The organism is Streptomyces sp. VNUA24 (assembly GCF_029167005.1).
Classification (GTDB): domain Bacteria; phylum Actinomycetota; class Actinomycetes; order Streptomycetales; family Streptomycetaceae; genus Streptomyces; species Streptomyces scabiei.
This window is the reverse complement of sequence record NZ_CP119143.1, coordinates 4860435-4875109: the sequence shown is the minus strand read 5'-3', so window position 1 is coordinate 4875109 and position 14675 is coordinate 4860435. Positions and strand designations below refer to the sequence as shown.

General features: G+C 72.7%; 20 protein-coding genes and 1 pseudogene. 3 read left to right on the top strand and 18 right to left on the bottom strand.

Features of this window, described 5'->3' with window-relative positions:
• Positions 1-57: 57 nt before the first annotated feature.
• From PYR72_RS20680 to PYR72_RS20670, 3 genes are all read right to left on the bottom strand, one after another.
• Positions 58-2040, bottom strand: a complete 1983-nt coding sequence (locus tag PYR72_RS20680; RefSeq protein WP_275456687.1) for a hypothetical protein — start codon at positions 2038-2040, stop codon at positions 58-60.
• A 73-nt stretch (positions 2041-2113) separates the two neighbouring features.
• Positions 2114-2224: a DUF397 domain-containing protein gene (locus PYR72_RS20675; RefSeq protein ID WP_275460468.1), complete on the bottom strand. Its 111-nt coding sequence runs from the start codon at positions 2222-2224 to the stop codon at positions 2114-2116.
• Positions 2184-3140, bottom strand: a complete 957-nt coding sequence (locus PYR72_RS20670) for a helix-turn-helix transcriptional regulator (RefSeq protein WP_275456686.1) — start codon at positions 3138-3140, stop codon at positions 2184-2186. The genes PYR72_RS20675 and PYR72_RS20670 overlap by 41 nt, the downstream gene beginning before the upstream one ends.
• A gap of 122 nt (positions 3141-3262) precedes the next feature.
• Between PYR72_RS20670 and PYR72_RS20665 the strand changes: the two genes are divergently transcribed.
• The 3 genes from PYR72_RS20665 to PYR72_RS20655 all read left to right on the top strand — a co-directional run bounded on the left by PYR72_RS20665 (position 3263) and on the right by PYR72_RS20655 (position 5500).
• Positions 3263-3472 (top strand): hypothetical protein, encoded by a 210-nt coding sequence (locus PYR72_RS20665; RefSeq protein WP_013001564.1) that lies wholly within the window; start codon positions 3263-3265, stop codon positions 3470-3472.
• The gene (locus tag PYR72_RS20660) at positions 3469-3897 is read left to right on the top strand and encodes a hypothetical protein (RefSeq protein WP_013001563.1); all 429 of its coding nucleotides are present in this window, start codon (positions 3469-3471) and stop codon (positions 3895-3897) included. Before PYR72_RS20665 ends, PYR72_RS20660 begins: the two co-directional genes overlap by 4 nt.
• 652 nt (positions 3898-4549) lie before the next feature.
• A complete protein-coding gene (locus PYR72_RS20655) occupies positions 4550-5500 on the top strand; it encodes an RIP homotypic interaction motif-containing protein (RefSeq protein WP_275456685.1) in 951 nt (316 codons plus the stop codon).
• Positions 5501-5539: 39 nt separating this feature from the next.
• Here PYR72_RS20655 and PYR72_RS20650 read toward each other — a convergent pair whose 3' ends face one another.
• The 15 genes and pseudogenes from PYR72_RS20650 to PYR72_RS20580 form a co-directional block, all read right to left on the bottom strand.
• Entirely contained in the window at positions 5540-5926 is a 387-nt protein-coding gene (locus tag PYR72_RS20650) for a GntR family transcriptional regulator (protein WP_275456684.1), read from the bottom strand.
• A complete protein-coding gene (locus PYR72_RS20645) occupies positions 5919-6710 on the bottom strand; it encodes a hypothetical protein (RefSeq protein WP_275456683.1) in 792 nt (263 codons plus the stop codon). The genes PYR72_RS20650 and PYR72_RS20645 overlap by 8 nt, the downstream gene beginning before the upstream one ends.
• Before the next feature lie 137 nt (positions 6711-6847).
• Complete coding sequence (locus PYR72_RS20640) at positions 6848-7849, bottom strand: 2-oxoglutarate and iron-dependent oxygenase domain-containing protein (RefSeq protein WP_275456682.1); 1002 nt, start codon at positions 7847-7849, stop codon at positions 6848-6850.
• Positions 7806-8291, bottom strand: a complete 486-nt coding sequence (locus PYR72_RS20635) for a nucleoside deaminase (protein ID WP_210550982.1) — start codon at positions 8289-8291, stop codon at positions 7806-7808. Before PYR72_RS20635 ends, PYR72_RS20640 begins: the two co-directional genes overlap by 44 nt.
• A gap of 48 nt (positions 8292-8339) precedes the next feature.
• Positions 8340-8765, bottom strand: coding sequence for a gas vesicle protein K (locus PYR72_RS20630; RefSeq protein WP_275456681.1), 426 nt, complete (start codon positions 8763-8765; stop codon positions 8340-8342).
• Positions 8740-9057 carry a gas vesicle protein gene (locus PYR72_RS20625; protein WP_275456680.1) on the bottom strand — a complete coding sequence of 106 codons (318 nt, stop codon included), beginning with the start codon at positions 9055-9057 and terminating at the stop codon, positions 8740-8742. The genes PYR72_RS20630 and PYR72_RS20625 overlap by 26 nt, the downstream gene beginning before the upstream one ends.
• Before the next feature lie 2 nt (positions 9058-9059).
• Positions 9060-9584 carry a gas vesicle protein GvpJ gene (gene gvpJ / locus PYR72_RS20620; RefSeq protein ID WP_275456679.1) on the bottom strand — a complete coding sequence of 175 codons (525 nt, stop codon included), beginning with the start codon at positions 9582-9584 and terminating at the stop codon, positions 9060-9062.
• A complete protein-coding gene (locus PYR72_RS20615) occupies positions 9581-10777 on the bottom strand; it encodes an SRPBCC family protein (protein WP_275456678.1) in 1197 nt (398 codons plus the stop codon). Before PYR72_RS20615 ends, gvpJ begins: the two co-directional genes overlap by 4 nt.
• On the bottom strand, positions 10770-11423 hold the full coding sequence (locus tag PYR72_RS20610) for an ABC transporter substrate-binding protein (RefSeq protein WP_275456677.1): 654 nt from the start codon (positions 11421-11423) through the stop codon (positions 10770-10772). Before PYR72_RS20610 ends, PYR72_RS20615 begins: the two co-directional genes overlap by 8 nt.
• Entirely contained in the window at positions 11420-11683 is a 264-nt protein-coding gene (locus PYR72_RS20605; protein ID WP_275456676.1) for a gas vesicle protein GvpG, read from the bottom strand. Before PYR72_RS20605 ends, PYR72_RS20610 begins: the two co-directional genes overlap by 4 nt.
• Positions 11684-11710: 27 nt before the next feature.
• Complete coding sequence (locus PYR72_RS20600; protein WP_275456675.1) at positions 11711-12424, bottom strand: GvpL/GvpF family gas vesicle protein; 714 nt, start codon at positions 12422-12424, stop codon at positions 11711-11713.
• 8 nt (positions 12425-12432) lie between these two features.
• A pseudogene (locus tag PYR72_RS20595) lies at positions 12433-12881 on the bottom strand (gas vesicle structural protein GvpA).
• Positions 12882-13002: 121 nt separating this feature from the next.
• Positions 13003-13332, bottom strand: a complete 330-nt coding sequence (locus PYR72_RS20590) for a gas vesicle protein (protein ID WP_275460467.1) — start codon at positions 13330-13332, stop codon at positions 13003-13005.
• 88 nt (positions 13333-13420) lie between these two features.
• Complete coding sequence (locus tag PYR72_RS20585) at positions 13421-14197, bottom strand: MerR family transcriptional regulator (RefSeq protein ID WP_275456674.1); 777 nt, start codon at positions 14195-14197, stop codon at positions 13421-13423.
• Positions 14198-14246: 49 nt separating this feature from the next.
• Positions 14247-14654, bottom strand: a complete 408-nt coding sequence (locus PYR72_RS20580) for a PLD nuclease N-terminal domain-containing protein (RefSeq protein ID WP_275456673.1) — start codon at positions 14652-14654, stop codon at positions 14247-14249.
• Positions 14655-14675: the final 21 nt, after the last annotated feature.

Below are 14675 nucleotides of genomic sequence, written 5' to 3'. Positions count from 1 at the left end.
GGTGAAGGCGGGGCGGAACCTCCCGGCGAGGTCCGCCCCTTCGGGCCGGATCGCGGGTCACCCCACGCGCAGGGGGCGGCCCGCGAGCGCGTCGTCCGGCCAGTCCCGCGACGCCCGCCGCAGGAGGACGTCGGCGGCCGGGCGGCCGGCGGAGAGCTGTTCCAGCTCCCGGCCCAGGCGTTCGGCGACCTCCGGGTCCGGCAGGACGAGGGGATCCGTCAGCTGCCACACCGCGTGCAGCACGCGGCGCACGCGCGCGTGCAGGGCCGGGTCCGGGCGGCCGAGGGCCACCGCGCCACGGTCGTCCGGGCCGTCGTCGTCCGGGCCGTGGTCGTACGGGCCGTGGTCGTACGGGGCCGACGCGATGAAGGCCAGGGACGTCAGCCAGGTGCGGAGGTCAGCCCCGGGGAACGTGTCGCAGAGGTGCGCCACCGCGAGGTCCGCGTTTCCCAGGGCGAGTTCGTGGTGGGCCCGGTGCGCCGCGCGGGCCGGACCGTAGTGGTCGGCCAGGGCGCGGTGGACCGCCCGGCTGCTCTTGCGGTCCGGGTCCCGGCGGCGCAGCCCGAGCAGGAGCAGGGTCCGCAGGAAGGGGTCGCCCACGAAGTGGCCGGGCGTCGGGGCGTGGCCCTCCCGGGCAAGACGGTCCTCCAGGGCCAGGACGGCCGGCTCGTCGAAGCCGTCCGGGAGCCGGGACCCGACGAGGGCGAGCGCGGAGTCACGGTCGTGGGCGGCGGCGAGAACGGCCAGCGCGTCGAGGTGGCGCTCGTTCGGGAGGAGACGGTCGAGCAGGACCCGGTACGTGGGGCGTTCGCCGTGGTCCTCGTCCTCGTCGTGCACGACCATGACGGCGGACAACAGCCCGGTGAGGGTGGTCACCCCTCGGGGCAGGTTCTGCCGGGCCGACTCGGCGATCAGCGCCGTGCCGAGCGGGCTGCCGCCGGTCAACCGGTGTGTCGCGTAGGGGAGTCGGGGAGGTACCGGCACCCCCGGGCAGGCCGCGCCGAGGACACGGAGCGTGTTCTCGCGGGAGAGCGGGGGGAGCGGGATCAGCAGGGCGCGGGACGACGGGGTGGCGCCCGGTGTCCAGCCGCTGGTACCGGTCGCCTCCGGCAGGGAGCGGCGGGCCGCGTTCCGCAGCGCCGGGTGGCCCTGCCCCCGCAGTCCGGCGAAGAACGCCACCTGGTCGGCCCGTCCGTCGGCCCGGTCCCGCAGCACCGACTCCAGCAGCCGCCGTCCCGCCGCCTCCTGCACGTTGTCGAGCAGGATCACCGGCCGCCCCGCCCGCTGCGGGCGCGGTACGACCCCCGCGTACGCGTCGTCCAGGTCCGCGAGCAGCGCCCGTACGAGATGGTGCTCGGCGTGGGTCCGGGCGTCGCCGCCCGCCCTGAAGTGCCGTGAGAGGAGGACCAGGCCGCGCTTGGGGTTCCCGGCCGCGTGCGGGTGGTCGCGGTACCAGACCGCGCCCCGGCGCAGCCGCCGGTGCGAGGACGACATCCCCTCGCTGAACGCCTCCAGCGCCGCCTCGATGATCGCCTCCACCGCCGGCCGCCCCTGCGCCGACAACGACGACACCAGCCGTGCCACGGCCTTCCCCACCCACCGTCCCGCCAGCCAGCCGCCCGTGTCGCTCAGCAGCAGGACCCGCTCGGCCTCCGCGCAGATCCTCGACAGTCCGCGGTCGCCCCAGCCCCCGGCCGCGACGGCGAGCAGCCCGCACGCCAGCCGGGGGAACGTGATCCGCCCCGCCCCGGCCACGGGCTCGCCGAGCTGCTCCGCGACGGCCGACAGCGCCTCGTACACGGGGGACCAGGTCTCCGGGGGCCGGCCCGGCGGAGGCCGGTCGAACCGTGTCTCCTCGCCGTCGATCAGCGCGACGGGGGTACGGCCCCGGTGCGCCTCCCGCAGCTCCCGCAGCGCGGTGCTCTTGCCGAGCCCCCGGGCTCCCGTCAGCACGATGAAGGGGAGTTCCTCGGAGTGCCCGTACGCCGTGGGTATGCCGGAGAGGGCGTGGGTCTGCGGTGTCGCCGTTGCCGTTGTCATAGCTGCTGTGGTTATCAACAGCTGCGGAGAGAGGGGCAGTTGTTTCGGAGTACGGCGAAGCCTGCCCGTTCGCTTACGAACCTGACCGCACGGCGCCTATGAAGGAGAGCCAGGCGGAGCGGTTGATGACCAGTACCGGGCCGTCAGGGTTCTTGCTGTCGCGGACGGGGACGAGGCCGGGGATATCGGGGGCAACTTCGATGCAATTGCCGCCGTCGTTGCCGCTGTGGCTGCTCTTGATCCAGATCGCCGTGCTCAGGTCGTACCTGTCCATGACGCTCGTACCCCTCCATCACGTCGCTGATCAGAGCGGCGGACTCGCGGGCTGACGGGATGTCCGCTCTGAGCACATCATAGGTCTGGCTGTCACGCGCGTAGGTCGCCGGATCATTGGCGAAGTGGCCGCTGTGCTGCGACTCCGAGTAGACCCACCGCTCGCCGGGAAGGTCGATCAGCGACATGGAGACCTTGGGGCGGGTGAGCCCGTAGAGATCTGCCGGGACCACCTGGATGCGAATGTTGGGCCGTTGTCCGACGCTGAGCAGATGGGCGCACTGGTCATGCATGACCTCTGGGCTCCCGACCGCGTTGCGCAGGCAGCTTTCGTCCAGAACCGCGATGTACAGCGGGCCACCGTCGGCCAGAAAGCGTGGCTGGCGGCTCATCCTGGCCCGGACACGCTCGTCCGCCTCGTCGCCGGTAAGGACCTGCGAGAACAGCGCGTGTGCGTATGTCGGTGTCTGTAACAGGCCCGGGACGAGCTGCTCTTGGTACTCCCGCAGCCCGACAGCCACCGAGTCCATCTCCACCCGGCGCTCGAACCAATCCGGATGCTGGACGGCCGGATACCAGTCCACCTTGGCCCAGATACGGGCCAACACCCCACCCGAGTCCAGCACCTCATCGCACCGCTTCGCCAACTGCTCGCTCGGTACCCGCGTGCCCGCCTCGACCTTCGCCACCTGCGAACGGTCGCACGGGACCTCTCTCGCCAGTGCCTCCTGCGTCAGCAGGGCCGCCTCGCGGTAGTGCCGCAGCACCTCGCCGAACAGGGCCGAACTCCCCGCCCCGCCCGCCCCTTCCGCGTTCCGCCGTGTCATGACGTCCCCCTCGTGCTGCCCGTGACAAAGGCGCAGTGCCACACGTACCGCATTGAAGGCGACCGTTCCCTTCCGCGACGCTGTGTACACCCAGAGTGACGGAACAGGGCTGTGGAGTGCGCGTGGAACCAGAGGGACAGCTTGTCTACGATCCGCGGACGCGGCGCGTGGGGGAGTACCGGGACAGGGTCGGGCCGTACGCGATGCTGCGCCCGGTGGGCGGTGGCCGGGAGTGGGAGGCGGACCCGGGGACGCTGCGGCCGGCGACGGCGGCGGAGCGGATCGGGGCGCAGGTGAGGGCGGCCAACCAGCGTACGAAGCGGAGGGTGTGACGTTGCGTCGGGATGAGCAGCTGGAGCGCCCGCCCGTTCCGGTGCCGGGTTGTGCGGCCTGCGCCGAGCTGGACGTTCGGCGTGGGGAGGCCAGGGCCCGGTACGACCGGAGCGCGGAGACCGACGCGAACGTGCTGCTGCGGCACCATCAGCGACGGGAGCACACCGGGGGCGGCCGTACGCGCCGGGTGTTCCGGTACGTGCCGTACGTCATCGCGCAGGACGCGACGGCGGAGCCGGAGTACGAGGCGCGGTGTGTGTCGGGGGACGAGACGGAGTGCGGCGCGGAGTCGGGCGTACGGAGTGACGCGGCGGCCGTGGAGGAGTGGCAGCGCAGACACACGCAGGAGACCCGGCACCTGCGCTACCGGCGGAGCTTCGGCGACTACTCGGTGCTGGAGCCGCTGGAGGAGGTGCCGTTGTGATGTCTTTGTCAGTCTTTTGAGGTGATTATCGGGTAACCGCCTTATGGGCTGGGTAGGACGGTCTCACTGTCGGCCGGAGGGGGACGGCGTTGGTGGAGATCATTGCTCTGGTTGCCACGGCCGTGGTGGCCGGTGTCGTGGCGGGCACCCAGACAGGTGTGTCCGAGGGGGTCGTGGAGTGGTTCAGGCGCAGGCGTCAGTGCGCGGCGTTGCCGGGTCCGGAGGATGCCTCGACGGCTCCGGAGAGTGCGTCGCCGGGGCCTGACCCCGGTCCGGGAGAGGGCATCGGGAGCGAGCCCGTGGGGCCGAACGCGGCGACGACCAGCGGGGGCGCGACGTATCACACGCAGATCAGCGAATCCGTCAACGTGTCGGTGGGCAATGGCACGCAGATCAACTACGGCGGGCGGCCGCGTCAGGGCCGCCGACACCCAGGGGGGCGGGTATGAGGGGTGGGAACTCCGGCCGTCACGTCGGCGGCGGCCTCGACCCGGCCATGGCGTTCCGGTCGGCACGCCCTCTGCCGCCTGCTCCCCCGCCCCCGGTGGGCAGGGGGATCCCGAGCGCAGTCCGGTCGGCACGCCCTCTGCCGCCTGCTCCCCCGCCCCCGGTCGGCGGGGGGATCCCGAGGGCGGTCCGGAGGTCGACGCGGGTGGTCCGGCGGGGCCTGCTGTGCGACGCGGTCCTGATCGTGGGGTGCCGAGGGGTGCAGGTCGGCGATCACAACGAGCAGTACAACCAGTACACCTACCGCCTGCGCACCCCGCACCTGGACTTCGCCCCCGTGCTGCGCCGCCCCGACGTGCGGGAACGGCTCGCCGCACTCGCTCTCGACCCCGAGAACCACGACAAGCGGGCCGCCGTCATGGAAGCGCTGGGTGCCCGGACGTGGAGCGTGCGGCGGGACGCGGTGCAACTGCGTGCCGTCCGGCGGGAGGACGGGAGCCGGAGCGTGCCGCGGGCCTCCGCCGTGCCGCCCCCGGTCGAGGAGGGCCGGGGGCAGTCCTTCGTGTTCATCCGCCACTGCCGGGGCGTGCAGGTCGGCCAACGCCTCCGGCAGTACAACGACTTCGCGTATGTGTGCCCGCGCCCCAGGGTCGACGAGCGGCAACTTCTGCGTGAGAGCCCCGGGCTGATGGAGGCGCTGGTCGACGTGGTGACCGGCCGGGCGGCGGCCGCCGCACTCACGGACGAGATCCACCGAGCCTTTGATGCGGCGTCCTTCGCGCCCCCGCCCCACCCGCCGTCGCGGTCCGGAACGCTCCAGGGGTACGACGGCGTCACCGTCGGGCGCGACAGCAGGGCCATCGACGAGTCGCGGCTCACCGCCGAGGTGAACGGGCGGAAGCTCGTACGCGACCTGGGGCGGGAGGCCGGTGTGGTCGCACGGCGGCGCCGGACGCTTGAACAGGACCGCCTCCGGGACGAGGAGCGAGCCCGGGACGTGGCGCGCCGGGCAGAGGAGCGAGCCCGGGCCGAGGAGCGAGCCCGGGACCAGGAACTAGCCCGGGACGTGGCCCAAGCCCGGGCTGCGGCGCGCCGGGACGCGGAGCGCCTCGGCCGCCGGTCTCGGGGGACACCGGGCCGGGGCGGGGGGTTGTGAGCTGAGTGCGCGGCGTTCCCTGAGCGCCACGACGGTGCCTCACGGCCGGTCCGGGCCCAGGGCTTCGCGGACCGCCGTCATGATCGCGTCGGCGTCGGCGCCCAGCGCGCGGGCGGACGCGGTGAAATCGCGGGCGAGCGTGGCCAGTCGGACGGTGTGCGGGCGGGCCGGGCCGGTGGGGGGCGCCGCCACGCGGGTGCCCGCGCCTCGGCGGGTGCGGATCAGGGCGCCGGCCTCCAGTTCGCGGTAGGCGCGGGCCACGGTGCCGGGGGCGAGCCCGAGGTCCGTGGCCAGCTGGCGGACCGTCGGCAGCCGGTCGCCCTCGGCCAGCCGCCCGGTGACGATCAGCGCGGCGAGCTGCGCGCGGATCTGCTCGTACGGCGGGACCTGGCTGGTGGTGTCGACGCGGACGGCGGCCTCACTCATCGTCGGAGGGCCCCTCTGCCGCCTCGTCGTCGACGGCCCGGGGCGCCACCACGGTGACGAGCGACCAGACGACGGTGAACAGGTTCAGCAGGGCCAGCGGGTAGAACACCCAGAAGGTGAGCACGCCCAGCACACCGGCGCAGCCCGTCTCCGTGAGCGCGAGGGAGACCATCAGCACGGCGTACAGCTGCTGGCTCGACACCAGCAGGCCCCAGGCCCCGGTGACCGCCCACGCGCGGTCCCGGCGCTGCTGTTCCCCGCCCGGGCCGTGGGCGATCCGGCGCAGCGCCCAGACGCAGGTGGGGGTGGCTATGGCGAGCGCGCCGAACATCGGGAGGGTGTAGTAGAGGCCGGGCCAGGGGCCGGCGGTCGCGCGCATCCCGTTGCAGGTGAGGGTGAGGACCTTGCCCGTACTGAGGATGCGGGCGGGGTCGACGGACGCCGTGGCGGCCGTGATCACGAGCAGGACGGCCAGGGAGACTCCCTGGAGGGCGATCAAGGGGCCCATGTGCGGAGGGACATGGTCTCTGACCAGGCGCGGGGCGAGACTCGCGGTGCGGACCGCCTCCTGGGGGCGCAGGGTCAGCGCGTCGGCGAGGAGGACCCCGGCCACCGCGCACAGGCCGAACGCGGTGAGGCAGAACACCACGCGCTGCTCGAACTCGACCTCCCCCAGCGTGGACAGCGCCTGGGCGGCCACGAGGCCGATGGCCAGTCCGGACCAGCGGGCGTAGTGATCGGCATGGTCGAGGAGCCGGTGCTGGAACGGGGCGGTGTCGAGCATGCGGAGATCCCCCCGGATCATCTTGTATCAAGCGGTGAGTACAAGATGCCGTGGGCCGGGATCTTGTGTCAAACACTCGATACAAGACGGGACGGTCGCCGGGGCGGGTGCGGTTCCGGGGGAGGCGGCGGGCGGGGTCAGCCGACCGTGATCGAGTCCAGCTGCGCCCGCAGGTAGACGTGCGAGTCCACCGGCGGGTGCGTCACCCGGCCGACCGGCGGCGGCACGGACTTCACGATCGTGCCCGGGGTGCACTCGCCGAAGTACACCAGCGACATCAGCTCCTCGGTGGGTTCGTCGGCCGGGGGCGGCAGCACCCGGTGGCGCCCGGAGCGCCAGCGGTCCCCGGTCCAACGGGCCAGCAGATCGCCGACGTTGACGGTGAAGGCGGCGGGGTCGTACGGGGCGTCCTCCCAGCCGCCCTCGTCCGTGAACACCTGCAGACCGCCCTTCCCGGCCTGCCGGTCGAGGATCGTGACCGTCCCGAAGTCGGTGTGCGGGCCGATGCGGAACTGGCCCGGCGCCGGGTCGCCGATGACGTCCGTGCCCGGGTACCAGTTGATGTTGAAGCCGTAGGTGGGGTGGCTCATGTGCCGGGAGAAGAAGTCCGGCTCCAGACCGAGCGCCTCGCCGAGGAGCGTGAGCAGCAGGTTCTCCAGCTCGCCCATCCGGGCCAGGTACTCCTCGCAGAGCGCCCGCAGTTCCGGCACCTCGGCCGGCCAGACGTTCGGCGCGTACCACTCGGCGTTCACGACCGGGTCGTCGAACGGCTCGTGCGTCGCGAACGTCAGCGACTCCTTGAGGTCCGGCGGGGTCTCCGTCCCCTCCGCGTACCCGTTCGCCTCGGCCCCCGGCCCGAGCCAGCCCCGCCCGCCGACCTTCACCTCGTACGCCCGCTTGGTCTCGGCGGGCAGCAGGAAGAAGGCGCGGGCGGCCTCCCGGACACGGGCGCGCAGGGCCGGGTCCACGCCGTGGCCGGTGACGAGCAGGAACCCGGCGCTCTGCAGCGCCTCGTCGACGGTGCGGGCGATCCGGGCGCGGGCCCCGGGGCCGCCGTCGCGCCAGGGGCGCAGGTCGATGGTGGGGATGCGGGGCCTACCGGCCGCTGCCGCTGCCGTCGCCGATGTCGCTGGGGTCACCGATGTCCTCGTTCCATAGGGCCGGTCGCTGCCGGACGAAGTCGCGCATCAGGGCCACGCACTCCGGGTCGTCGAGGAGCACGATCTCCACGCCGTGCTCGGCGAGCCAGTCGTGCCCGCCGTGGAAGGTCGTGGCCTCCCCGACGACCACCCGCGAGATCCCGAACTGCCGCACCAGCCCGGAGCAGTACCAGCACGGCGACAGCGTGGTCACCATCGTCGTGCCGCGATACGTCCGCTGCCGGCCCGCCGCGCGGAACGCCGCCGTCTCGGCGTGCGTGGAGGGGTCCCCGTCCTGGACGCGCCGGTTGTGGCCGCGCCCGAGCAGCGTGCCGTCCGGCCCGTAGAGCGCGGCCCCGATGGGGATGCCGCCCTCCGCCAGCCCGGTCCGGGCCTCCTCGACGGCGGTGGCGAGCCATGCGCGTGCCTGTGCCTGGTCCATGACCCCACTCTGCCCATGGGACGCCCCTCTCACCTGCGCCGCGCCGGATCAGGGCGGCGGGAGCAGGGGGCCGAGAGGGCCGAGGTCGAGGTTGAGGTCGTCCAGGGTGAGGCCGTAGCGGTCGCAGAGTTCGGTCATCCGGTCGTGCAGGACCATCAGGGTCATGCCGAGCCGTTCCTCCTGGTCCTCGGTGAGGCCGCCCCGGTCGACGCGGTGCAGGGCCTGGCGTTCCATCAGCTGGCGGAGCAGTTCGACGATGGTGAGGACCAGGCGGACGAGGTCCCGCTCGACCGTGTCGGGGTCGGTGCGCAGCCGCCGGGCGACGGCTCCCGGGCCGGCCCGCCCGGCGGACGGCGGGGGCAGGTCCTCCGCCCGCGCGGGGAGCAGGGAGAACGCGCGGCTCGCGGCGTCGGCCACCTCCCGGAGGCGGTCGCCGTGGGGGGCGCCGTCAGACCGGGGGTCCGGGACCGTCATCGGTTCCGCCTCCTTCCAGGGATGTTCCTCCCGGTTCCAGGGACTCCAGGGACGTCCGCTCGGGCAGCTCCAGCGCCCACTGCTCGTCCATCTGTTCGCGTACGGCGACGATCACCGCCCGCAGCGACACCCGCACCAGGTCGATGTCCGCCACGCTGAGGACGAGGTCCCCGGTGAGGACCACACCGCCGCTCAGGAGCCGGTCGAGGAGGTCGATCAGCGCGACCTGCCGCCCGCTGATCGGGCGGTCGTCGTCGGCGTACACATCAGGGCCGTCGGGGTCGCCGTACATGCTCAGGACCGCTCCTCGTCGCTGTCGTCGGCCTCCTCGCCCACCGGCCTGCGCCGCTTGCGCGGGGGCTCGGCCGGGCGGCTCTCGCTCCGGCTCGCCTGGCTCGCCTTACGGCCCGTGGCCCGGCGCTCGGCCGATCCGGCCGGTCGCGGCTTCCGCGCGGGCAGCTCCGGCGGCGCCTCGACGCGTTCGCGCAGCTCTCTCACCTCGGCGCGCAGGCGCTCATTCTCGTCGGCGAGCGAGCGCCGGCCGTCGGAGCGGGACGCGCGGGAGGACAGGGCGGGATCGTGCTCCCACCAGTCGATGCCGATCTCCTTGGCCTTGTCGACGGAGGCCACGAGGAGGCGCAGCTTGATGGTGAGCAGCTCGATGTCGAGCAGGTTGATCTTGATGTCCCCGACGATCACGATGCCCTTGTCGAGCACGCGTTCGAGGATGTCGGCGAGGTTCGCGCTGGAGCCCTGACCGCCGCCGTACGGGTACGGGCTCCGCGTCGGCGAGGGAACGGGGGAGTCGGACGGGGTCACGGCTCGCTCGACCTCCTCCTCGACCGCACCGGTTCGTCGCCCTCGTCGTCCTCGTCCTCAGCCTCCTCGTCCCCGCTCGGCTCCTCGTTCTCGTCCTCGTAGCCGCCCTCGTCCTCGTAGTCGTCCGCGGCCTCGTCGTCGTCCTCCCACTCGCCTTCCTCGTCCTCGTCCTCCGCGCGGGGTTCGTCGTCCTCGTCGTCCCGGTCGTCGTCGTACCGGTCCTCGTCGTCCTCGTCGTACCGGTCAGCCGCGTCGTTGCCGTCCTCGTCCTCGTCCTCCTCCTGCTCCTGGACCTCTCCGTCGCGGATCTCGCCCCGCCAGCCGCCGGTGGCCTCGCCGCGCATCATGACGAACGTGCGGTACAGCTTGAGGTCGAGGCGGGCCCGGCGGCCCTGGGCCCGGAAGAGGCCGCCCGTCTTCTCGAAGAGCCCCTTCGGGAAGTACTCCAGGACGAGCAGCACCTTGGTGAGGTTGTCCCCGAGCGGGTGGAAGGTGACGACGCCCCTGGTGGTGGCCTTGTCGCCCTCGGAGGTCCAGGCGATGCGTTCGTCGGGTATCTGCTCCGTGATGGTGGCGTGCCAGTGCCGGTTCGACTTGGCGACCTTGACGTGCCACTGCGTGGCGACCTCGTCCTTCTGCTCGACGCCGACCACACCCTTGGCGAACCGCTGGAACTCCTCGAACTGCGTCCACTGGTCGTACGCCTCACGCACCGGAACGCCCACGTCGATGTCCTCGATGATGGTGTGCCCCTTGCCGCTGCCGCCCGAGGGATCCTTGCCGTGGCCACCCTTGGAGAGGGCCTCCTTGGCCTTCTCGGCGACGCCCCCCGCCTTCTCGGCGACGCCCCCCGCCTTCTCGGTGACCTCCCCGGCCTTCTCGCCGACGGTGTCCTTCGCCTTGCCCGTGACACCCTTCGCCTTGTCGACCAGCGCGTCCTTGGCATGGGACGCGGTCGATTTCACCGCTCCCGCGCTCATGTCGCCCAGCTTGCGCGCGCCCGTGCCGAGGCCGTGGCCCACGCCCTGGAGCATCACCGAGAGCCGGGCCTGGATGTAGTCCTCCAGCTCCTCCTTCAGCCGGCTCGTGCCCGCGTTGCCGTTCGCGTGCCCGTTCCCGCCGGCTTCCTCGTCCTTCCTGCTGAGGGTGCCGGTACCAGCCGAGCCGCCTTTCGCCGTTCTGCCCTCAGCCATCGCCCTGCCTCCTCGACCGTGAGCCGCTGCCGCTCTTGGAGCGGCTCACGGCGGCGGTCTTCTTCGTCGCGCGCGGTGCGCTCTTGCGGGCCGTGGACCCGCCGCGCGAGGTCGTCGAACGTCCGCCGCTCCTCCGGGCGGCGGTGGTGCCGCCGGACCGCTTGGCTGGCCGCTTCCGGCCCTCCCCGGCCTTCTCGTCCTCCCCGGCCTTCTCGTCCTTCCCGTCGCCGTCGCCGTCGCCGTCGGCGTCTTCGGCCTCGGCCTCGGGATCGGGATCGGCGTCGGCATCCGTGTCGGCATCCGTGTCCGTGTCCGTGTCGGTTTCCGCCTCCGCCGCGTCCTGCGCGCCGTTCCCCTCGCCCCGTTCCCGCAGGCCCGCGGTGCGTTCGTGCAGGGTTCCGGCCAGGCTGTCGGCCTTCGACGACAGCACGGAGGTCGCCGCGGCCTTGCCCGCGCCCGTCAGTTCGGTGCGGATCTGCCGGGTGAGGTCGCCGAGGAACGGGGCGTCGATCGCCTTGCCCAGCTGTCCGGGTCTGACCTGGGAGCCGGCCAGCAGCGCCCCCAGGCCGAGGGCGAGTTTGGCCTTCTTCGTCCGCCCCAGCAGGTACCCGCCGAGGACGGCGGCGCCGATCGTGGCGTTGTTCATGACTGTGCCTCTCTCTGCTGCTGGAGCCGGTAGGCGCTGATCTCCTCCAGCCGGTGCAGCAACTCCTCCTCGCGCCGCGCGAACTCCTCCTCGCCGACCTGCCCCTCACTCCGCGCGCGCTCCAGCCGCACCAGCTCCTCCTGGACGGGAGCCGGGTCGTAGTACTCGTCCTCGGCGGCCTGCCGCACCTTGTCGACCACCCATCCGACGCCCCGCACGGGAGCGAACGGCAAGGTCAGAATGGTTCCGACCAGTCCCACCACAGCGCCTCCTCATCAGGGAACGCGTCAGACGAAGCTGTACGGCGGCAGCGGTCCGCGCAGCCGCAGCTCCACCCCTTCTCCCAGGGCCTCGGCCAGCTCCCCGCCGGCCTCGGCGAACTCCTCGGACCGCTCTCCGTCCACCAGGAAGGAGGCGCTCACGAAGTACTGCTGGGACGGCGGCGAGAGCTGCTCGGCACGGGCGTACGGCCGCAGCGCGGCCAGGGCCTCCTCGCCCAGCGCCTGCTGCCGGGCCTGTACCTCCCCGGCGACGAGTTCACCGAGGGCGAGGCGGTCCTCGTACGTACCGCCGCCCTCGCGGATCGTCTCGTTCAGCTCCCGGGCCTGCGCGGACTCCGTCAGGATGGCGCGCAGCAGGGTGTCCTCGTCCGCCACGCCCTTGACGTTGAACTCCGCGCACCCGGTGAGTTCGTCCAGGCTCCGGGAGTAGATCTCCGCCCGCTCCCGGAGCAGCGCCTCGACGGCGGACTCGTCCTCGGCGACGAACCCGAAGCTCAGCGGGAGGATGGTGCCGTCGGACCAGAGCTGTTCCTGGACCTCGTGATGGGCCTCCACGTCCCGGCGGCTGACCGAGAGCACCTCGGGGGCCTCGCTGACGACGGCGCTCAGACCGGCGCTGCTGACGGTCCGCAGCTCGGCGGGGTCCTCGCCGACGCCCCTGACGTCGTCCAGGCCCAGCGGATGCGCCTGCTTGGTGATGGCGTAGACGTACACCGACATCGGCTCGCTCACTCCTCACGCTCTCGGGAGGAACGGCGGCTCGCGCCGCGCTCGGAGCGCACCCGCTGCCTCTCGCGGCCGGACTCGCGGTCGTCGTCGCCGCGCCCCTTGTGGAGCGAATCGGTGACGGCCTCCACCGCGCCCGTCAGGGCCCCCTTGCTCTTGCCCTTGGCGCCGGACTCGACGGAGTCCCCGACGATGTCCGTCAGCTGGGAGGGGGCCTTGCGTCCCGCTTCCAGGTCAAGCCGGTTGCACGCCTCGGCGAAGCGCAGGTAGGTGTCGACGCTGGCCACCACGACCCGGGCGTCGATCTTCAGGATCTCGATGCCCACCAGGGACACCCGCACGAACGCGTCGATGACCAGGCCCCGGTCGAGGACCAGCTCCAGCACGTCGAGAGGTTCCCGGAGCCACCGCCGCGGGCGGCACCGGCGCCGCCCTCGCTCTGCGGCACCACAGTCACGATCTCTTCCCTTCCGGTACGGGAAGCCGTACGCCGGAGGGCTTTCGGGGCGCGGCCGTGTCGAGGGCCACCGGGTTCCGCGAGGCGGGTCAGCGGTGGCCGCGACCTCGGCGGCTCAGCGGGAACCCCGGTCGACCTGTGCGCGCGTGTACCGCCGGCCGCGCTCGTACGCCAGCAGCTTGCCCGCGGGATCCAGGGCGACCCGGTAGGCGGCCATCACACTGGTCGTCTGCGGGACGCGCTCCAGTTCCAGGACCTCGACCTGGGCCTCCCAGCCCTCCTCGGTCGGCTTCAGCGCGGAAACGGACTCGGGAGCGCGGCCCAGCAGCTCGGCGAGCTGCTCGACCGCGTTCCGCATGGCCTCGGGCGCGGAGACGCGTTCCTCGGCGGGCTCGGACTGCCCCGACGAGGAACGGCGCTTCTCCGACTCCCGGCCGTTCATCACTGTCACCTCTTGTCCGTATACCCATCATCGACCTTTTAAGCGGCATATGTGAATTTCTCGGGCATCGGGTGCCTTCAGCCGGGTGCTTTCAGCCGGAGGTCGCGTCGTCGGACGGTGCCAGACAGCCGTCGGACGGTGTCAGACAGCCGTCGGACGGTGTCAGATACGTGTGCAGCCGGCCCGCCCCCTCCAGCATGGCCGCCGTACGGGCGGTCAACGTGGTGTGACGGGTCGTGACCGCGGTGCGCAGGGCCTCGGTGCCGCCCTCGTCGCGCAGGTCCTCCAGGACGGGGCGGATCTGGTCCAGGAGGTAGTGGCTGCGGCGCAGGGCGAGGATGAAGCGGGCGTCGCGCACCTCGTCGGGGGTGTAGTGGCGGTAGCCGGTGCCGCGCTCGCGGCGGGGCGCGAGGAGACCGGCGGCCTCCCAGACACGGAGCGTCGAGGTGCGGACCCCGAGCAGGGCCGCGACCTCCCCGATCAGCAGGTCGGTGCCGGGGACGTCCTCCTCGGGCGGCTCCCCGGCCGACGTCCGCAGCGCCTCGGCGGTCGCCCGCAGCGCCACCCGCTCCGTGTGCAGCGCCGCGTGCGCCTCGTCCACCAGCGCCAGCGCCCCCGGCACGTCCCCCTCGTGCACGGTCCGCATGATCCGGGTGGCCGCCACCGCCCCGTACCCCTTCGACAGGGCCCGGTACGTCAGCAGGGCGCGCCGGTGCGCGTCCCCGAAGACCCGGTACCCCGACTCCGTGCGCGGGACCGGCGGGAGCACACCGGCCGCCTCGTAGTTGCGGATCTGCTGGGTGGAGACGCCACACAGGCGCGCGAGGTCGACGGGGCGCAGGCGGGGCGGGCGAGGCCGGTGCGGCATGCGGGACTTCCTCGTCGTACGCCGGTCCTCGCCGCCCTCTTCCCGGACGTCAGTCCTCGCTGTCCTTCTTGTCCCGCTGCTCGCCCTTCTCCTGCTCCTGGCGCCTCAACTCCTCCTCGCGGCGGCGGAGGTCGGCCTCCCAGCTCTTGAGCAGGGACTCGTCCTTCTTGTTGTCCTCGGCGAGGGACTTCAGGAACTCGGGGTTGTCGTCGGGGGCGACGTACTCGGTGCGATGGTTGCGGTGCCACTCGGAGGGCGTGCGCCCGCCCGCGGGGCCGCCCCGCAGCTTTCCGGCGGCGAGCCAGGCGATGGGGCCGACGATCCAGAAGAGCAGGATGATGAAGACCCAGGCGATCTTCGGCAGGTGCTTCGCCTCGTCCTCGGGGGTGTTGAGGCAGTCGATGAAGGCGTAGATCGTCAGTGCCAGCGGCACGAGGTACATCAACACCCTGAGCATGGAACGGCCCCCTGGAAGCGG